This is a genomic window from Lysobacter antibioticus (genome assembly GCF_001442535.1).
Lineage (GTDB): Bacteria > Pseudomonadota > Gammaproteobacteria > Xanthomonadales > Xanthomonadaceae > Lysobacter > Lysobacter antibioticus.
On sequence record NZ_CP013141.1, the window covers coordinates 2468179 to 2485921 of the forward strand.

A 17743-nucleotide genomic window follows, 5' to 3' on the forward strand; every position below is an offset into this window, starting at 1 on the left:
CCCAGTCGGGAAAGTAAGCGGCGTCTGCACAGCAGACGCGGGGGATTCAAGTTTTTGCTATCGCCTTGCGCCAGAGCAAAAGCAAATCCCCCTGCCCCCTTTTCAAAGGGGGAACGGCAAAAACAGTGATGGCGTACGAGGCGATGCCAGCAGCTGGGTCACAGCGCGCCGACGTCGACGATGGCCTGCGCGAACGCCTCCGGCGCTTCCTGCGGCAGGTTGTGGCCGATGCCGCCTTGCAGTTCGCGGTGCGCGTATGGGCCGGTGAACTTGCGGGCATAGGCCGCGGCCGGCGGGTGGGGCGCGCCGTTGGCGTCGCCCTCCAGGGTGATGGTGGGCACGGCGATGGCCGGCGCCTGGGCCAGCCGCGCTTCGAGCTCGTCGAATTGCGCCTCGCCCTGGGCCAGGCCGAGGCGCCAACGGTAGTTGTGGATCACCACCGCGACATGGTCTGGGTTGTCGAACGCGGCGGCGCTGCGCTCGAAGGTCGCGTCGTCGAAGCGCCATTGCGGCGAGGCCAGCCCCCAGATCAGACGCGAGAATTCGCGCCGGTGCTGCGCATAGCCGCGCTCGCCGCGTTCGGTGGCGAAGTAGAACTGGTACCACCACTGCAGCTCGGCCTTCGGCGGCAAGGGCGCCTGGTTGGCCTGCTGGCTGCCGATCAGGTAGCCGCTGACCGAGACCAGGCCCTGGCAGCGTTGCGGCCACAGCGCGGCCAGGATCGCGGCGGTGCGCGCGCCCCAGTCGCAGCCGCCGACGATAGCCGATTCAATGCCGAGCGCGTCGAGCAAAGCGATGGCGTCGGCGGCGAGCGCGGCCTGCTGGCCGTTGCGCGGGGTGTCGACGGACAGGAAGCTCGTGGCGCCGTAACCGCGCAGATAGGGAACGATGACTCGATAGCCCTGCGCGGCCAGCCGCGGTGCGACCTCGGCATAGGTGTGGATGTCGTAGGGCCAGCCGTGCAACAGCAGCACCGGCCGGCCGTGGCGCGGGCCGAGTTCGGCGTAGCTGACGCGCAGCACGCCGGCGTCGATCTGCTTGAGCGGGCCCCAGGCGGCCGCAGTGGCAGCACGACGTGGACCAACGGCGCCGGCGGGCGCGGCGAAGGCGGATCCGACGGCGCCGAGTGGAGCGGCGAGCAGGGCCAGGGCGGCGCCGCCGAGCAGGCTGCGGCGTTGCGGGTCGTGTGGGCGGTCGGTCGGTGCGGCGATCATGGCGGGCTCCTGGCGCGGTGGGCGGACCAGGGCATTCGACCGTGGCGGGGTATCCGGCGCGTGTCTGCGGCCACGGGGTTTTGTATGCGAGCCGGGCGGGGACGGGCGCGGATACATTGGGATACACAAAGGCCGCGGGGCGCGGCTTCGAACGCGGCGCGGGGAGGGCACCTTGCGCGGTTCTTTGGAGGCGAGAGCCAATCCTCCCTACCCCCTTTTCAAAGGGGGAACTGCAAAGGCGGGTCGAGGCGGGCAGCCATCGCAGCGTGGCGGGACCGCCGTGGTAAAGGCGTTGCGGCTTGGCGCTTGGGTTTGACCTCGTAGCTTCGGGGTCTACTTTTCCGCTACTCCGCCCATTCCCGCTACACGGCGCAGGGACGGGTTTGTTAGGCTCGCCCGGCGAATCCTTCGCGCGAGCCGCACATCGACGTGCGGGTTTGATCGGACAAGCAGGACGGCATGGCGCACAACCAGTTCGCGTTGCTCACCCAACGGCGTTTCCTGCCGTTCTTCCTGACCCAGGCCCTGGGCGCCTTCAACGACAACGTCTACCGGCAAGCCATCATCGGCCTGCTGTTCTATCTCGGCGTCAGTCCCGAGCAGCGCACGCTGTACACCAATCTCGCGCCTGCGCTGTTCATCCTGCCCTACTTCCTGTTCTCGGCGACCGCGGGGCAGATCGCCGAGCGGCTCGAAAAGCACAAGCTGATCCGCATCACCACCGCCATGGAAATCGCGATCATGTCGCTGGCCGCGGTCGGCTTCCTGACCCAGAACCTGCCGGTGCTGCTGATCGCGCTGTTCGGCACCGGTCTGCAATCGACGCTGTTCGGCCCGGTCAAGTATTCGATCCTGCCCTCGGTGCTCAAGCCCGAGGAACTCACCGGCGGCAACGGCCTGGTCGAGATGGGCACTTCGATCTCGATCCTGGTCGGCATGATCTTCGGCGGCCTGATCTTCAAGCTCGCCGGGAGCCACGGCCCGGTGGTCGCGGCCAGCGCCATCGTCGCCCTGGCGATCACCGGCAACATCGTCAGCCGCCTGATCCCGCGCGCCGACGCCGGCGAACCCGGGCTCAAGATCAACTGGAACCCGATCCCCGAGTCGGTCAAGGTGCTGCGCATGACCCGGCGCCAGCCGGCGGTGCGCAATTCGGTACTCGGCGTGTCGTGGTTCTGGTTCGTCGGCACGGTGCTCACCTCGCAGCTGCCGACCTACGCCGTCGACAACCTCGGCGGCGCCGAAACGCTGTACATCTTCGCCCTGGCCCTGTTCTCGGTCGGCACCGGCGTGGGCTCGATGCTGTGCGAGCGGCTGTCGGCGCGCACCGTCGAAATCGGCCTGGTGCCGCTCGGCGCGTTCGGCATGAGCGCCTTCATGGTCGACCTGTTCTTCGCCCGCAGCGGCGCGGCCACGGTCAGCGGCCTGGAAGTCGCCGGTTTCGTGAGCCAGCCCGGCGCGTGGCGGATCATGATGGATCTGGTCGGCATCGGCGTGTTCGCCGGTTTCTTCGTCGTGCCGCTGTTTGCCCTGATCCAGAACCGCACGCCGAAGAACGAGCTGTCGCGCGTGATCGCCGGCATGAACATCCAGAACGCGGCTTTCATCGTCCTGGCCGCGGTACTCGGCGTGGTCGTGCAGAAGTTCTTCCACTGGACCATCCCGCAGATCTTCCTGGCCCTGGCGATCGCCAACGCGGTGGTCGCGATCTACATCTTCACGATCGTGCCCGAGTTCCTGATGCGCTTCCTGAGCTGGGTGCTGGTACGCACGCTGTACCGGCTGCGGGTGTCGGGCACCGAACGCATCCCCGACGAAGGCGCGGCGCTGGTGGTGTGCAACCACGTCAGCTACATGGACGCGCTGATCCTCAGTGCGAGCATCCCGCGGCCGGTGCGCTTCGTCATGTACTACAAGATCTTCAACATCCCGGTGATGAGCTGGATCTTCCGCACCGCCAAGGCGATCCCGATCGCCGGCGCGAAGGAGAACCCGGAGGTGATGCGGCGCGCGTTCGAGGAAATCGAGGCCGCGCTCGACGACGGCCAGTTGGTCGGCATCTTCCCCGAGGGCGCCCTGACCAAGGACGGCGAGATCGCCAAATTCAAGTCCGGCGTCGAACACATCCTCGACAAACGGCCGGTGCCGGTGATCCCGATGGCGCTGCGCGGCATGTGGTCGAGCATGTGGAGCCGACGCAACGCGCGCGCCGAAGGCGGACGCCTGGCGCGGATGCGGGTGCCGCGGCGTTTCCGCGCCCATGTCGAAGTGGTCGCCGACGCGCCGGTGCAGGCAGAAACGGTCAGCGCCGAATCGCTGGAAGCCCAGGTGCGCGCGCTGCGCGGCGAGCGCGCCTGAGCGACGGCAGTCGGGCTGCCTATCGGCCGAAATCGGGCCGCGAACGCCCGGCCGGGAGTGCCGGGCCACAAGGCGCGCTGATAGGATGCCCCGACCGCCGCGCTGCGGCATCCATCGTTCGAGAAAGGGGATCTCATGAATCAGCCGTCCGCCGGAGCACCGGTTTCGCCGTACCCGAATTACCTCGCCTGGTCGATCACGGTCACCGTGTTGACGTTCTGCCTGTGCTGCATGGTCGGCTCGATCCCCGGCATCGTGGCGATCGTCTACGGCAGCCAAGTCAACAGCAAGTTCGCTTCCGGCGACGAAGCCGGCGCGCGCCGCGCTTCGGAGAACGCGAAGATCTGGACCTGGGTCTGCACCGGCCTGGCCGTGCTCGGCCTGATCTGGATGATCGTGTCGTTCTTCATCAACGGCGCCTCCTTCCTGTACGGCGATGCGCTGCAGGAATTCCAGCGCATGCAGACGCGCTGATCGCCTCAAGCATCGTCGCAGCGACACCATGAAACCCGGATCGCGCCACCTCGCGCTCGCCGCGACCGCCGCAGCCTCCACGGCCGCGGCGGCCGCCGGCGTGTGGGTGTTGCGGCGCTTCGATCCCAGCGCCGCCGGCAGCCCGCTGCCGGGTTGTTTGTTCTACCAGTTCACCGGTTTGTACTGCCCGGGCTGCGGCATGACCCGCGCCTTGCACGCGCTGGTGCACGGCGATCTCGCCCAGATGATGGCGATGAACCCGTTGTTGCCCTTGTTGATCATCGCGGTGCCCTTGCTGGCGCTGCAGGGCTTCGGTTATCGGCTGCCGTTGCCGAAGGCGGTCGTCGCCACCCTGATCAGCGCGAAATTCTGGATCGGCCTGCTACTGGGCTTCTGGTTGCTGCGCAACCTGCCGTGGTGGCCGTTCGCCTGGCTCGCGCCGGGCTGATCGCGCGCCGCCTCGCGGCTCAAAAACGATACGTCGCGCTGACCAAGTAATAGCGCCCGACCGGATCGTCGTCGACGATGCTGTAGCCGCCCGGGCTTTCGTCGTAATTGACCGGCGTGTGGTCGCTCAGATTGCTGACGTTGAGGCTTAGCAGCCAGTGCTCGAAGCCGCCGTAGGCGATGTTCAGGTCGGTCACCGTCGCGCTCGGCGTGCGGCATTTGCCGCTGACCTGCCAGGTCTTGTAACAGCTCTTGGTGGGGTCGCCGAAATCGACCTTGGCCGGCCCCATGTAGCGCAGGTTGAGGGTCGTGATCCAGTTGCGGTAGCTCCACTGCACGCTGCCGAGCGCGCTGCGGTTCGGCGTGGTGTAGCCGGCGTAGTCGAGCGCGTCGACCTTCGGGTGCGAGCGGCGGATCAAGTGATCGAGGTAGTGGCCGTTGAGGCGCAGGGCGAACTTGCCCAGGCGCGCGGTCTCGAAACGGTAGTCGGCATCGAACTCCCAACCGCGTACGTCGGTGCTGCCGACGTTGTCGAGGTACATGTTGACGCCGATCAGGTAACCGTCGGAATCGCGCACCAGGGCTTCGGGGTACAACTCCGGCCGCTGCAGCGAGTTGATCACCAGGATCTCGTTGTTGCGGCGGATGCGGTAGTGGTTGACGCTCAGGCTGAAAGCGTCGGTCGGCGACCAGATCATGCCGAGCGTGCGGCTGTGCGAGGTTTCCGGCTTGAGCTTGGAATTGACGGTGGCGTGCTTGTCGACCTGGCAACTGGTTTCGCTGAGCTGGATCAGGCAGGGGTCGGTGACCGGGTTCCACGGCACGATCGCGGTGTCGCCGAAGGTCATCGGCCGGCGCATCTCGAACAGGGTCGGTGCGCGATAGCCTTCGCCGACCGAGCCGCGCAAGGTCAGGCTTTGCAGCGGCGACCATTTGAACCCCGCCTTCGGCGAGACCCGGCTGCCATGGCCGCCGTTGTGGTCGACGCGCCAGGCGGCATCGATCGACAGGCTCTCGTGCAGCGGCAGATTCATCTCGGTGTACAGCGCCGAGTCGTAGCGGTGCGAATTGCGCGCTTCCATCTTTTGCGCCAGGGCCACCTCGCCGCGCATGAACGCCCCGCCGGGACGGCTGCGCAGACGTTCGCGCCGCGCCTCGGCGCCGACCGCGACGGTCGCATCGCCGCCGGGCATCGCGAACACCGGGCCGTCGAAATTGGCGACCACGCTGTCGAGAATGACTTCGCCGCCGAGGGTGTTCTGCGGCGCGATCTCCTCGAGCACCTCTTCGGTATTGCCTTTCTTGGTGAAGCTGAATTTTTCCGCCTCGACCGCTTCTTCGAGCTTGGGCTCGTCGATCAGGCCGTCGATGCGGTTGAGCACCTTGTTGCGGCGCTGGGCCAGGCTGAGGTCCCACTCCCAGCGTCCGCGATAGCCGCGGAACCCGAGGGTCGAATCGCGGGTGGTGGTGGTGGTGCGGTTGCGCACCGGCCCGACCTCGGAAAAGGCGTAGGCCAAGGGCAGAATCGGCATCGGCGCGAACGCGTCGGGGCTGTCGTCGGGCAGGTTCACCAGGCCGAAGAACGGCGCGTTCTGCATCTCCAGGGCCACCCGGGTCGCGCGCACGTCGGCGTAGATTTCGCTGTGGCTGCCGACGGGCTGGCGGTAGTGGCCGTAGAAGGCGTTGCTGGTGATGCCCGGCTGCAGGCTGACGTAGCGGGCGCGGTCGAGGCTGCAGGCCTGGCCTTCGCTGCCGGCGTCGAGGTCTTCGCAACCCTTGATGGGAATGTAGTAATTGCCGAAGTAATAGCCGAACGGAATGCGCGCATCCTGCAGCCCGGTGTCTTCCTGATTGACCGTACTCCAGTCGCGCTGGCTGCCGACCAGGGGGTTGCGGGTGAAGTGATCGGCGCTGAGGAAGACGTTGCCGCCGCCGCGGGTCTGCAAGCCGAGATTGACCGACAAGCGCTGCTGCTCGGCGTCGCCGCGCTCGGACGCGCCGAAATTGGCGGTGACTTCGCCGCCGCTGTAATCCTTCTTGAGGATGATGTTGACCACGCCGGCCATGGCGTCGGCGCCGTAGATGGCCGAGGCGCCGCCGTGCAGGATCTCGATGCGGTCGATCATGCTCAACGGGATGCCGTTGAGATCGCTGAGCGCGCCCATGTCGGTGGAGACCAGGCCGTAGTTCGCGATGCGCCGGCCGTCCACCAGGAACAGCGTCGCGCGCGGGCCCAGCGAGTACAGGCTCGACGAGGCCGCCGCGGCCGAGGGCACCTGCGAGGCGCCGCCGGCGGTGGCGACGTCGCGCGGATGGTGGCCGGTCATGCCCGGCATCAGCCGCAGCAGGTCGAACAGGGTCTGGTGCCCGCTCGAGCGGATTTGCTCGCGGGTGATGATGGTCAGCGGGGTCGAGGTTTGGAAGGCCGAACGCGGGATGCGCGTGCCGGTGACGTGCACGGTGTCGAGCTGGGTCGGTGACCCCGGACCGGAGGTGTCCCGTCGCACGGTCGCACGAGGCGCCGCGACCGGTCGCGGGCGCGGCACGACCTGCAGCAAGTAGGTATTGGCGTTTACGGCCACCGCCGTGAGGCCGGTGCCCTGCAGCAAACGGGCCAATGCGTCGCGCGCCGAGACATGGGCGTTCAGGCCGCTGCTGCGACGGTTCGCGACCAACGACGGGGAATAGAGAATCTGTACGCGGCTTTGGGCCGCGAAGGCATTGAGTGCGTCATCCAGAGCGCCGGCCTGGATGCGGTAGCCATCTGCAGTGAAATCGCCTTTGGGAGCCTGATGGGCCCCGACTTCAGGCGCGAATGTCAGCGCGACGGAAACGATGAACGCATAGGAAATCTTGACCATCCACCAACCGCATCGATCAGACCAGAGCGGAACTCGGCGCCCCCCTGTTGACGGCGCTGTCCAACCATAGCATCGACGCGGCCCACGCAGGCCGGGTCAGCCGGATTTGCGGCGCAGGACGATGTCGCCGTCGTCGTTCGGCTCGCCCTTCAGCGACCAACCGCGTTCCAGGACCTCCAGCAGCGAGGCCTGGTCGCCGATGTGGAACACGCCGCTGACCGGGATCGCGCCCAGGCCGGGCTCGGCCAGGCGCAGCTTGGTGGCCGAATAGCGGTTCATTTCCAGCAGCAGGGCGTCCAGGCGGCGGTTCTTGAATACCAGGTTGCCGGCCGGCCAGGCCTGTGCGGCCTTGATGTCCAGGGGTTCTGCGGCGCCGAGACGGCCGCTGTCGTCGTAGCTGAGTTGCTGGCCGGGTTGCAGGGTGCTCGAGGCCTGGGCGACGCCGCCGGAGACGATCACCGAGCCCTCGATCAGGCCGACGCTGACCACCGCGTCGGTCTTCTCGACCTGGAAGGTGGTGCCGATGTCGCGGATCTCGCCGCGGCCGGCCTTGACCAGGAAGGGACGCGCCGGATCGGCGGCGACCTCGAACCGGACCCGGCCGCGGTCGAGCACGACCTCGCGGCCGCGCTCGCTGAAGCGCGCGACGATCGCCGAATCGGTGTCGAGCAATACCCGGGTGCCATCGGCCAGGCGCAGCGAACGCTGCTCGCCGATCGCGGTGGCATGGCGTTCGTCGGCGACCGGCGCCGGCGCGGTGCGCAGCCAGGTCACGCCGACCACGGTAGCGACCAGCAAGGACGCGGCCAACGCGGTCGGCGCCCACCAGCGCGAACGCGCCGCTTCGCGACCGGTGGCACGCCAGGCGATGCGCGCGGCCGCCTGCAGCATTTCGTCGTTGGCCAAGGCCGCGGCCAGCTGATGAGTGCGCTCGGCCCGCACGTATTCGTCGACGTGTTGCGGCGACTCGTCGAGCCAGCGATCGAACTCGGCGCGTTCCTGCGCCGTGCACTCGGGCGACGCGAGCCGCGCGACCCACGCTTCGGCGCGGCCTTCGCCGGAAAGCGCCGTGTTCGGATCCATCGATGTGGAAGTTGATGTCTTCATGGTGCTTGTAAGGTCTCGAAGCCGCTGTCCTTCATGCGTGCGCGCAAAAGCGCGAGCGCCCGGCCGATATTCTTCTCCACTGCCTTTACAGAAATACCGCAATGGCGCGCGATCTGTGTGTAACTCATGCCGTTGATGCGATTGAGTAGATAGATCTGTCGACTACGCATCGGTAATTGCATGATCGCTGCACGCACCAGCGCCAGTTCCTGCTCGGTCGCCACGCGCTGATCGTGCGTGGGTTCCTGCGAAGGCAGCGCGTGATAGTCCTCGTCGAGGCTGACGTGCTCGGGCGCATGCCGGGTTTTCTGGCGGCGTCCGCGGTCGTTGAGCGCGTTGATCGCGATGCGGTACATCAGGATCTTCAGCGCTTCGGCCGGCTGGTCGCGATAGCGCAGCATGCGCATCATCGTTTCCTGGGCGATGTCTTGCGCATCCTCGTGCGTCGCCGCGGATTTGCGCAGAAACGCGATCAGCGGCTCGCGATGCTCTCGCAGGAAGACGATGAAATGATCGTCGTCCTGGCGCGTCGGAGCGGGATGGTTCGCCGCTGGAGAATCCTGACCCACGTCCACCTTCGTCCACGCTCCAGGAAATTGCTTCGATACTAGCCCAGGCGCGTCGGCTGGGTGAACGAAGCCCTGGCCGTCGTGCGCGGCGATGCCAGGCGCGAAACCGGCGTGGATGATGGACGTGAAGCGATTCACCAGATCGAGTCCTCCGCAAACGTGAGGGCGCGCAGGCGCGATGCGGGACCGCACGCCTTACAGGGGTTCAGATCGTGACCGCCGGACTCCTGTATCGCGTAACGGGTGCTGCATCGCTCTGTCGCCGGAACCGTGCTGTTTGCCGCAGCCGCGCTCGGCAGCGCGGCCGGTCGCCAAGGCGCCCGCAGCGCGCGGGTCGGTCCGCCGCTAAGGCAGGACCGGCGTTCGATCCGCCGGCCCGGCCGGGGGGAACGCACTACTCGCGCGGCTCGCAGGATTCCTGGAAACCTGACCGTACAAACGCAGGCCGAGCGGCGCCTCCCTACCCCCATCCATGCGGGGGCGTCGGTTTCGGCTAAACGGTCTCAATCGGCAAACCGGCGGCGCTCGCCTCAGGCGACGAAACCGGCGATCACGAACAGCGCCAGGACCGCCAGCCAGACCAACAGGCTGCGCCAGACCAGGCTCATCGCGTCGCGCAGCTCGGGCGCCTCGGACGCGGCCAGGGCGACGGCGGTGCTCGCCACGCCGGATTCATCGACATAGTCCGCGGCCTCTTCGGCCAGCTCGCATTTCACGCTGGCGCGGGCGACGGCGCCGAGGAAGCGGTTGTCGAGGCTGAAACGCGCCCCGCCCGATTCGCGCCAGGCGCCGAGCACGGTGTCGAAATTGCCGACCAGGGCCAGCGCCAGGGTCAACAATTGGGCCACCGGCCAATCCAACAGCGCCAACGCAGTGCGCGCGCCGGCCAGGGTCTCGCCGGGCAGATGGCGCGAGGCCTCGCCTTCGGCGGCCAAGGCCACCAGGCGGTAACCGAGCGCGCCGACCGGGCCGAGCAGGAGGAACCAGAACAACACCCCGAACCAGCGCCGCAGGGCGTTGCGGAACACCGCTTCGACCAGGGAGCCGCCATCGAGCGAGGGCGTGCCGCCTTCGGGCCAGAACCGCGCCGCGGCTTCGCGCCGGCTGTTGAGGTCGCGCGCCGAGGCCAGGGCTTCGACGTCCTGGTCGAGGTCGCGCGGGCCCCAGGCATAAAACAGCACGATGACGCCGAACAGCAGCCCGCCGAGCCCGATCAAAGGTTCGTCGAGGGCCAGTTGGAACAGGGTCACCGCGAGCAGCGGCGGCACCACGGCCAGGACCAGGCCCCAGCGTCCGCGCCAGAAACTGTCTTCCGGAAAGCGGCTGTCGATCCAGCGCAGCCAGTCGCTGTACCAGCCGTAGTGACGCACCGACGCGGCCAGCGACTGAGCAAGATGGCCGAGCACGAGTGCGACGACGGCGGCGATCAGCGTGACTGACATTGCGACAACGTTCCTGGCATGGCGAAAAAATCCCGGTCCGATCTGTCCGGGATTCTAGCGCGACCGCGCGACACCGCGACTGTGGGCGACCGTAACGGCGATGCATCGGCTCCGTACCGCCGCGCATGTCGCGAGCGCGCGGGCCACGCCTCTCGGGAATGCATCCCTTGCCGGGATCAACGCCCGGCGTCCGCCTCGGCGGCCAGGCGCCATTGGTCGATCAGCCAGCGCGAGATCGAGATGCTCGGCGACAACAGCGGGCCGTCGTCCTCGAGCGCGGCATCGCGCTCGCTCGGCGCGGACGCGGCATCGCGCTCGCTCGGCGCGGACGCGGCATCGCGCTCGCCGGGCGCGGGCGCGGCAGAGCGTTCGCCGCGCGCCGACGCGGCACGAATCTCGTCGAGGGTGAACCAGCGCGCCTCTTCGAGCTCGTCGCCGACTTGCGGCTCGTCGGGCTCGGCCAGTGCGGCGAAGCCGAGCATCAGCGCACCCGGGAACGGCCACGGCTGCGAACCCAGGTAACGGCAACTGCGCACGCGCACGCCGGTTTCTTCCAGCACTTCGCGGGCGACGGTCTGCTCCAGCGACTCGCCGGGTTCGACGAAGCCGGCGATCACCGAATAACGCCGTGCCGGCCAACCGGTCTGCCGGCCGAGCAACAAACGCGAGCCGTCGCTGACCGCGACGATCACCGCCGGGTCGGTGCGTGGGTAGTGTTCGCTGCCGCATTGGCCGCAACGGCCGAGCCAGCCGGCGCGCGAGAAGGCGATCTCGCCGCCGCATACGCCGCAATGGCGATTGCGGCTGCGCCAGTGCTGCAGGGCCCGGGCCTGGGCGAACACGCTGGCTTCGAGCATCGGCCAATGCGCGGCGGCGCTGCGCAGGTCGACCCGGCGCGGCGCCTCGAACGCGGCCAGTTCGGCATCGAGCGCGAACCAGCCCTGCCCGTCCGGGGCCACCCCCAGGAAGATCGAAGCGCCGACGCCGCCGGGGCCGTCGGTGAGTTCCGGGCCCAAGGGAGCGCACAAACTGCCGTCGGCGTTGGCGAGAGCGTTGCCGGAGGCGTCGAGCACGATCACCCGCGCCTGCGGCCACAGGGCGGTCAAGGCATCGGCCTGGTCGCGCAGATGGTCGGCGCGGTCCAGCGACGCGCGCCAGGCCGAATCGGCTTCCACGAATGCGAACGGTCTCATCCAGCGCCCCAGAAAGCTGTTTCAGGAAAGGCGGTGCAAAGGCCAGGCCGCACGAAACGCGGCCCCGTGCGTCGCGGCGCCGCTCAAACGCCGAACGACGACCCGCAGCCGCAGGTGGTCTTGGCGTTCGGATTGCGGATCACGAACTGCGAACCGTGCAGGCTCTCGGTGTAGTCGACTTCCGCGCCCATCAGGTATTGCAGGCTCAGCGGATCGACCAGCAAGGTCACGCCGTCGGTTTGCACGGCGAGGTCGTCCTCGCCCTGCTGCTCGTCGAACTCGAAGCCGTACTGGAAGCCCGAGCAGCCGCCGCCCTGGATGTAAACGCGCAGCTTGAGGGCGTCGTTGCCTTCCTCGGCGATCAGTTCGCGAACCTTGTTCGCAGCCGAAGACGAGAACTGCAGAGGCCGCTCCAGCGATTGATAGCCCGGCGCGGCGGAAAGAAGGGTGGTTTCCATGGTGAAAGGATGAGGGCCGCGCGGCGCGCATTCAAGCGCACTGGGCGAACACTGCGGATCAGCCGCCTGCACCGTTGCCGGCGGTGTCGCGGGTGGCGTCGGCCCAACTGAAGGATTGCTCGATCACCGCGCCCTTCTGCGGGGTCAGGCGCACCGTCACCCGCACCGGGGTCAGGCCGGGCGGCAGGAACACGTCGCCCTCGACCTGCTCGAAGTATTTGAACGAATACGGCGTGCCGGGCGCCTCGGGCTGTTGGCGCAGGTCGGCCCAGAGCAGTTTTTCGAGCTTGCCGGCGCGGGTGCCCTCGAGCGCGAGGGTGACGCGGCCGGCGCTGACTGCGCCGCGATTGAGGTTCTGGGTCAGGGTGGTGGTGAAGTGCCAGGCCGACGGCGCGCCTTGCTGCGGCTGCATCTTCAGCGCATGCACGGTCAGGCCGCGGCGCTGCCCGGTGGCGCCGACCAGACGTTCGTAGAAGGCGACGTCGGCGCGCAGGCCGGCGATTTCCTCGTCGCGCTCGGCCAGGGCGCTCTGCAGGTCGCGATTGGCCTGGCGGCTGATGCCGTCGGAGCGGCTGAGCGTGGCGACGCGCTGGCGCAGGCCTTCGAGTTCGGCCTGCATCTGCCGCGGCGTCATCGTCGCGGCCCCCGCCGTGGGCGGCGGCGGGGCGTCGTCGGAACGGGTGATCGCGCCCCACAGGCCCCAGCCGCCGAAGGCCAGGGCCACGGCCAGGGCCAGCCCGGCCAACAGCCGGCCGCGATGCCCGGGGACGGGCGTCGCGGCGCTGGGCGAGGCGGAACCGGTGGGCGCCGTTGCGGCGGGTCCGGCCGGAGCCGGGGCCGAAGCAGGGGCGGCGCCGGCGGGAGACGGAACGGGCTTGGAGGGTTCGTCGCTCATCCGTTCCGTCTTGGGGGTTGGGGCGGCGCCCCTCAATCCATCAGGGCATCCGCGGTAATCAGGGCTTCAGGCGCGGGCAACGCCGCGGCGTGGGCATCGACATGAATCAAACGGCCGGTGAGCATCGAACCGGCCGTCATCTCGACGACCTTGTAGTGAACGTTGCCTTGGACCCGCGCCTTGGCGGCGAGTTCCACCCGCTCGCTGGCATACACGTCGCCGTTGAGCTCGCCGTTGAGCACGACGATCGGCGCCCGCACCTCGCCCTCGATGCTGCCGTTCTCGGCCAGGGTCAGGCTGGCCGGCTGGCCGTCCTGGGCCACCAGCTTGCCGATCACCCGGCCTTCGATATACAGCCCGCCGCTGAAGTGCAGGTCGCCCCGGATCACCACCTGCGGCCCGATCATGGTGTCGACCTGGCCTTCGCGGATCTGGGTCGGTTTGTTGGTCTTGAACATCGCTTAAGTTTCCCCGGTTACGGTAACGCCGCTCTTCCAGGCGAAATGCTGCTCGATCGCCGCATTCTCCCCACGCAGCGAGACGCGCACGCGTTGCGGGGTGAATCCGGCCGGCAACATGACGCTGCCACCGAGTTGCTGGAAGTAACGGAATGAATAGTCCTGGATCGGTGCCTTGGGCTTCTGGTGCAACTCGTCCCAACCGATCGATGCGAGCTTGCCCCCTCGCACCCCCTCGACCTGGAACTGCAGGCCGCCGTTGCTGACCGCGCCCCGGTTGAGATTCTGGGTCAGCACGATCTGGTAACGCCAAGTGCCGCCGGTCTCGGGCTGGAACTCGACCGAATGCACGTTGAGGCCCTTGGCCGGTGCGGTCGCGCCGACCAGGCGCTCGTAGAAGGCGATGTCGGCGCGCAGGTCGGAGATCTCGGCGTCGCGCTGGGCCAGCGAGCCCTGCACCTGCTTGTTGGCGGCGCGGCTGATCTGGTCGGAGCGCTGCAGGGTGGCTTCGCGCTGGGCCAGCCGGTCGAGCTGGTTCTGGCGGTCGCGCAGCTCGCGCTGGGTGGTTTCCAGTTCGGCGACCAGCTTAGGCAGCCGCGGCGCGGCCAGCGACTGCGACCAGAACCAGGCCGCCACCAGCGACAGCGACCACGCCACGCCCACGGCGCTCCAGATATAAGGACGCTTGTCGGGCTGCTGCTGGACGATGACGAAACGGGGCGGCGGTACTTTGGCCATGCTCGACGACGACGGCTCACACCGCCGGCTTTACCTATACTCAACCTTAAATCTTAACGGGAATGCCACGATGTCCGATGCGCACCTGTTCGCAGTTGGCGTAGTTCTCGCCTGGCTGTCGGGGGTCCGGGTCTATCTGACCGTGTTCGGCGTCGGCCTGGCCGGCTGGCTCGGCTGGCTCGACCTGCCGCAGGCCCTGCAGGCGACCCAGTCGCCGTGGGTGCTCGGGGTCTGCGGCCTGCTCGCCGCCGGCGAGTTCTTCGCCGACAAGATCCCCGGCGTCGACTCGGGCTGGGACCTGCTGCATACCTTGCTGCGGGTGCCGGTCGGCGCCTTCCTGGCCGCCGCCACCATGTCGCCCGACGGCCAGCTCGGCGCGGGCGCGCTCGCCGCGGGTGCCGGCGTGGCCCTGACCAGCCACCTGCTGAAGTCCGGCTCGCGCGCCCTGCTCAACACCTCGCCCGAGCCGATCAGCAACTGGACCGCCTCGGTCACCGAGGACGCCGCCGTGCTCGGCGGCCTCGCCTTGGTCTTCGCCTACCCCTGGGTGACCCTCGGCATCGTCGTGCTGATCAGCGTACTGATCGCGACGGCGCTGTGGTGGATCTGGCGCAAGATTTTTCGGCGCCGTAAGCCCAAGGAACTGGGAGTGAGTTGAGAGGAGTGAGGAGTGAGTGGCGGCGCAGGCAAAGTGCGCCGATGCGGCCGCTGCACGATCGCCTAAATAAAAAAGCCGCCGGCGCGAGCCGGCGGCTTCGTTGTCTGGCTGGCGGCGCGCGTTGCGCGCGGCTGGCTGGATACCTGCGCTGACGGCACGGGCCGAGGAGCGCTTCTTCTACTCGTTCCTCACTCCTCTCCACTCGTTACTGAACCAAGCCCTCAGCCTTCCTCGATCTTGGTCAGCAGATAGTTCTGCTCGCCGAGACGCTCGATCAGGGCGAGCTGAGTCTCGATCCAATCGACGTGTTCTTCCTCGGAGTCGAGGATGTCGGCGAACAGCTTGCGGCTGACGTAGTCGCTGACCGTCTCGCAGTACTTGATCGCCTCGCGCAGCAGCGGGATCGCTTCGAGCTCGAGAGCCAGATCGCAGGCCAGCAGTTCGCGCGGGTTCTCGCCGATGCGCAGCTTGCCCAGAGCCTGGAAGTTCGGCAGGCCGTCGAGGAAGAGAATGCGGTCCGACAACTTGTCGGCGTGCTTCATCTCGTCGATCGACTCGTGGTACTCGTGCTCGGCGAGTTCCTTCAGACCCCAGTTCTTCAGCATCTTGGCGTGCAGGAAGTACTGGTTGATCGCGGTCAGCTCGTTGTAGAGCGCCTTGTTGAGATATTCGATGACCTTGGGATCGCCTTTCATGGCCGTGCTCCGACGTTGCAATGGGCGGCACTTTAGCCCTTTCGCGAACGCCATGACGGAACGCGAATCGTGCGCAACGGGAGTCGAGAATCACTGTCGTTGAGGGGCGCCGACGGACGGTCGCGGGCGCTGTGCCGAGCCGGCGCCGACACGACGGGAACGCACACGTCTCGACCGGCGCCAGGGGGGAGGCGGCGAAAGCGGATCGGCGGGATGGTACGGACGAACGAGGACCAGATTGGACCGGGGCGGACGGCCCGCAGGCAACGCGGCTCAGGCGGCTTGTTGCAGCACGTCCAGCGGCAGGTCGCGCACGTTGCGGGCCTGTTCGAGCAACGAGGTGGCCAGCTCCAGGCAGCTGCCGCAATTGGCGCCGGCGCCGGTGCGCATGGTCAGCTCGGGCACGCTGCGGCAACCGGCTTCGGCGGCCTGGCGAATGTCGCGGTCGGTGACTCCGTTGCAGATGCAGACGTACACGGGCGTGGGCTGTCGGTCATGCAGCCGGATGGCTGCACGGCCATTCCGCCATGGATGCGAATGATTGTCAATTAACAGCAAGCAACAGGTGCCGTGGCGCCGTATGCCCCGGCCGGACGGGCTCGGCGGGTAGGCCTGACCGGGCCGGCCGCAGCGCTTCCGGGAGGCTCAGCCGCCCGATTCCGAGCCGCTGCCACGGACCGGGTTGCCGGGCCCGCAGGTCCGCGACCGCGGGTGGTTGCAGCCCGACAGATAGGCTTCGTGCAGGCGGGCATCCGGGCCGGGCGCCGGCACCGCCTGTTGGCCGGCGACCAGGCGGGCGAACGGGGCCAGATGGCGCAGGGCGCTGGCATAGACGCCGCGCTTGAACATCACCACATGCTCGACCGGGTACCAGAAATCGACCCAGCGCCAATGATCGAACTCAGGCTTGTCGGTCAAGTCCAGGCGCAGGTCCGACTCCTCGCCGGTCAGACGCAGCAGGAACCAGACCTGTTTCTGGCCGATGCAGACCAGGCGGTCGTTGCGGCGGACGGCCCGACGCGGCAGGCGATAGCGCAGCCAGCCCGGGGTCGCGCCGAGCACTTCGACATGCTGCGGGAGCAGACCGGTTTCCTCGCGCAACTCGCGATACATCGCCTCGAGCGGCGTCTCGTCGGTGTTCATCCCGCCCTGCGGGAATTGCCAGCCATCGCGATGCACGCGGCGAGCCCAGAACAAGCGGCCGTCCGGGTGCATCAACACGATGCCGACATTGGGCCTGTAGCCGTCCGGATCGATCACGATGCGGACTCCAAATTCACTGTGTCCGACTCTGCCACGGGGTGGCCGGGACGACAAGTCGGGCAAACAAGTCGGTCGCGATGCGCTCAGACGATTGACAAGAGCCCGTCCGGCATGAAGAATTCGCGGTTCCCCGTGGCTATGTAGCTCAGCCGGTTAGAGCACAGCACTCATAATGCTGGGGTCGGTGGTTCGAGTCCACCCATAGCCACCATAGAATCGCCGCGCAGCAAGACCCAGGGCCCGCCAGCGCAGCGGGCTTTTTCGTATCCGCCGCCAGGATGCGCCGGCCCAGGATTCCCGATCGTTACAGATCACCTCGCTCCAGATCACGCGCCACGCCGCGCCATCGCGCGACGCGCCACCGCCCGACCCGGTACCGCACTATGACTGCTGTGAACATCTTCAAGGTCTTCACTCTCGAAGCCGCCCACCGGCTGCCGAACGTGCCGGAAGGCCACAAATGCGCGCGTTTGCACGGGCATTCGTTCCGCATCGAGGTGCACCTGACCGGCGAGCTGGGCGAGCACACCGGCTGGGTGATGGACTATGCCGACGTCAAGAAGGCGTTCCAGCCGACCTACGATCGCCTCGATCATCACTACCTCAACGACATCCCCGGCCTCGAGAATCCGACCAGCGAACGCCTCGCGGTGTGGATCTGGGACCAGCTCAAGCCGGTGCTGCCGCTGTTGAGCGAAATCGTGGTCCACGAGACCTGCACCGCCGGCTGCCGCTACCGCGGCTGAGCCCGGGGCGCTCGCCCTTCCCTACTCGATCCATCGCAGCCGGCGCCTTGTCAGACGCCGGCAACGCCGTGGTCATGGCCCCGGACTAGGCTTTGCCTGAACGGCTGCTTGGTCGCTAAGCACCTGAACAGGCAGGCTTTCTGAACGGCTTTCGACCGCTCGTCGGC

The 17743-nt window shown here is 67.8% G+C and carries 18 protein-coding genes and 1 tRNA gene; 6 read left to right on the forward strand and 13 right to left on the reverse strand.

The annotated features are described in order from the left end of the window. Positions 1 to 158 precede the first annotated feature (158 nt). The gene (locus tag GLA29479_RS10000) at positions 159 to 1214 is read right to left on the reverse strand and encodes an alpha/beta fold hydrolase (protein WP_057919171.1); all 1056 of its coding nucleotides are present in this window, start codon (positions 1212 to 1214) and stop codon (positions 159 to 161) included. Positions 1215 to 1673: 459 nt separating this feature from the next. Between GLA29479_RS10000 and GLA29479_RS10005 the strand changes: the two genes are divergently transcribed. The 3 genes from GLA29479_RS10005 (at position 1674) to GLA29479_RS10015 (ending at position 4494) form a co-directional block, all read left to right on the forward strand. Beyond that, the gene (locus GLA29479_RS10005; RefSeq protein ID WP_057971486.1) at positions 1674 to 3572 is read left to right on the forward strand and encodes an MFS transporter; all 1899 of its coding nucleotides are present in this window, start codon (positions 1674 to 1676) and stop codon (positions 3570 to 3572) included. 135 nt (positions 3573 to 3707) lie between these two features. After that, positions 3708 to 4046: a CD225/dispanin family protein gene (locus GLA29479_RS10010; protein WP_057971487.1), complete on the forward strand. Its 339-nt coding sequence runs from the start codon at positions 3708 to 3710 to the stop codon at positions 4044 to 4046. Between the two features lie 28 nt (positions 4047 to 4074). Beyond that, on the forward strand, positions 4075 to 4494 hold the full coding sequence (locus tag GLA29479_RS10015; protein ID WP_057919173.1) for a DUF2752 domain-containing protein: 420 nt from the start codon (positions 4075 to 4077) through the stop codon (positions 4492 to 4494). Positions 4495 to 4513: 19 nt separating this feature from the next. On the opposite strand, the gene GLA29479_RS10020 is transcribed toward GLA29479_RS10015, so the two are convergent. The 9 genes from GLA29479_RS10020 to GLA29479_RS10060 all read right to left on the reverse strand — a co-directional run bounded on the left by GLA29479_RS10020 (position 4514) and on the right by GLA29479_RS10060 (position 14214). Beyond that, the gene (locus GLA29479_RS10020) at positions 4514 to 7354 is read right to left on the reverse strand and encodes a TonB-dependent receptor (protein ID WP_057971488.1); all 2841 of its coding nucleotides are present in this window, start codon (positions 7352 to 7354) and stop codon (positions 4514 to 4516) included. A gap of 96 nt (positions 7355 to 7450) precedes the next feature. Then, the gene (locus tag GLA29479_RS10025; protein ID WP_057971489.1) at positions 7451 to 8437 is read right to left on the reverse strand and encodes a FecR family protein; all 987 of its coding nucleotides are present in this window, start codon (positions 8435 to 8437) and stop codon (positions 7451 to 7453) included. A 20-nt stretch (positions 8438 to 8457) separates the two neighbouring features. Then, entirely contained in the window at positions 8458 to 9168 is a 711-nt protein-coding gene (locus tag GLA29479_RS10030; protein ID WP_345775653.1) for an RNA polymerase sigma factor, read from the reverse strand. A gap of 392 nt (positions 9169 to 9560) precedes the next feature. Further along, complete coding sequence (locus GLA29479_RS10035; protein WP_057971490.1) at positions 9561 to 10472, reverse strand: cobalamin biosynthesis protein; 912 nt, start codon at positions 10470 to 10472, stop codon at positions 9561 to 9563. 176 nt (positions 10473 to 10648) lie between these two features. Beyond that, on the reverse strand, positions 10649 to 11665 hold the full coding sequence (gene nudC, locus GLA29479_RS10040; protein WP_057971491.1) for an NAD(+) diphosphatase: 1017 nt from the start codon (positions 11663 to 11665) through the stop codon (positions 10649 to 10651). Between the two features lie 83 nt (positions 11666 to 11748). Further along, complete coding sequence (gene erpA, locus GLA29479_RS10045) at positions 11749 to 12123, reverse strand: iron-sulfur cluster insertion protein ErpA (protein ID WP_031371162.1); 375 nt, start codon at positions 12121 to 12123, stop codon at positions 11749 to 11751. 58 nt (positions 12124 to 12181) lie between these two features. Beyond that, on the reverse strand, positions 12182 to 13018 hold the full coding sequence (locus tag GLA29479_RS10050; RefSeq protein WP_248842828.1) for a DUF6776 family protein: 837 nt from the start codon (positions 13016 to 13018) through the stop codon (positions 12182 to 12184). Positions 13019 to 13050: 32 nt separating this feature from the next. Next, positions 13051 to 13476 carry a bactofilin family protein gene (locus GLA29479_RS10055; RefSeq protein ID WP_057971493.1) on the reverse strand — a complete coding sequence of 142 codons (426 nt, stop codon included), beginning with the start codon at positions 13474 to 13476 and terminating at the stop codon, positions 13051 to 13053. Between the two features lie 3 nt (positions 13477 to 13479). Then, on the reverse strand, positions 13480 to 14214 hold the full coding sequence (locus GLA29479_RS10060) for a DUF6776 family protein (RefSeq protein WP_057919180.1): 735 nt from the start codon (positions 14212 to 14214) through the stop codon (positions 13480 to 13482). A gap of 70 nt (positions 14215 to 14284) precedes the next feature. Here GLA29479_RS10060 and GLA29479_RS10065 point away from each other — a divergent pair, with 70 nt between their 5' ends. Beyond that, on the forward strand, positions 14285 to 14872 hold the full coding sequence (locus GLA29479_RS10065) for a DUF4126 domain-containing protein (protein WP_057919181.1): 588 nt from the start codon (positions 14285 to 14287) through the stop codon (positions 14870 to 14872). A gap of 221 nt (positions 14873 to 15093) precedes the next feature. Here GLA29479_RS10065 and bfr read toward each other — a convergent pair whose 3' ends face one another. From bfr to GLA29479_RS10080, 3 genes are all read right to left on the reverse strand, one after another. Next, complete coding sequence (gene bfr / locus GLA29479_RS10070; protein ID WP_031371157.1) at positions 15094 to 15567, reverse strand: bacterioferritin; 474 nt, start codon at positions 15565 to 15567, stop codon at positions 15094 to 15096. Positions 15568 to 15840: 273 nt separating this feature from the next. Next, a complete protein-coding gene (locus GLA29479_RS10075) occupies positions 15841 to 16044 on the reverse strand; it encodes a (2Fe-2S)-binding protein (protein ID WP_057971494.1) in 204 nt (67 codons plus the stop codon). 168 nt (positions 16045 to 16212) lie between these two features. Then, the gene (locus tag GLA29479_RS10080) at positions 16213 to 16827 is read right to left on the reverse strand and encodes an RNA pyrophosphohydrolase (protein ID WP_057919183.1); all 615 of its coding nucleotides are present in this window, start codon (positions 16825 to 16827) and stop codon (positions 16213 to 16215) included. Between the two features lie 137 nt (positions 16828 to 16964). Here GLA29479_RS10080 and GLA29479_RS10085 point away from each other — a divergent pair. Then, positions 16965 to 17041: transfer RNA gene (locus GLA29479_RS10085), tRNA-Met, on the forward strand. A 181-nt stretch (positions 17042 to 17222) separates the two neighbouring features. Further along, a complete protein-coding gene (queD, locus tag GLA29479_RS10090; protein ID WP_031371154.1) occupies positions 17223 to 17576 on the forward strand; it encodes a 6-carboxytetrahydropterin synthase QueD in 354 nt (117 codons plus the stop codon). Positions 17577 to 17743: the final 167 nt, after the last annotated feature.

Coding starts and splice junctions, on each gene's coding strand:
- GLA29479_RS10000 (WP_057919171.1), bottom strand. CDS start 1,214: ATGATCGCCGCACCGACCGACCGCCCACACGACCCGCAACGCCGCAGC.
- GLA29479_RS10005 (WP_057971486.1), top strand. CDS start 1,674: ATGGCGCACAACCAGTTCGCGTTGCTCACCCAACGGCGTTTCCTGCCG.
- GLA29479_RS10010 (WP_057971487.1), top strand. CDS start 3,708: ATGAATCAGCCGTCCGCCGGAGCACCGGTTTCGCCGTACCCGAATTAC.
- GLA29479_RS10015 (WP_057919173.1), top strand. CDS start 4,075: ATGAAACCCGGATCGCGCCACCTCGCGCTCGCCGCGACCGCCGCAGCC.
- GLA29479_RS10020 (WP_057971488.1), bottom strand. CDS start 7,354: ATGGTCAAGATTTCCTATGCGTTCATCGTTTCCGTCGCGCTGACATTC.
- GLA29479_RS10025 (WP_057971489.1), bottom strand. CDS start 8,437: ATGGATCCGAACACGGCGCTTTCCGGCGAAGGCCGCGCCGAAGCGTGG.
- GLA29479_RS10035 (WP_057971490.1), bottom strand. CDS start 10,472: ATGTCAGTCACGCTGATCGCCGCCGTCGTCGCACTCGTGCTCGGCCAT.
- nudC (WP_057971491.1), bottom strand. CDS start 11,665: ATGAGACCGTTCGCATTCGTGGAAGCCGATTCGGCCTGGCGCGCGTCG.
- erpA (WP_031371162.1), bottom strand. CDS start 12,123: ATGGAAACCACCCTTCTTTCCGCCGCGCCGGGCTATCAATCGCTGGAG.
- GLA29479_RS10050 (WP_248842828.1), bottom strand. CDS start 13,018: ATGAGCGACGAACCCTCCAAGCCCGTTCCGTCTCCCGCCGGCGCCGCC.
- GLA29479_RS10055 (WP_057971493.1), bottom strand. CDS start 13,476: ATGTTCAAGACCAACAAACCGACCCAGATCCGCGAAGGCCAGGTCGAC.
- GLA29479_RS10060 (WP_057919180.1), bottom strand. CDS start 14,214: ATGGCCAAAGTACCGCCGCCCCGTTTCGTCATCGTCCAGCAGCAGCCC.
- GLA29479_RS10065 (WP_057919181.1), top strand. CDS start 14,285: ATGTCCGATGCGCACCTGTTCGCAGTTGGCGTAGTTCTCGCCTGGCTG.
- bfr (WP_031371157.1), bottom strand. CDS start 15,567: ATGAAAGGCGATCCCAAGGTCATCGAATATCTCAACAAGGCGCTCTAC.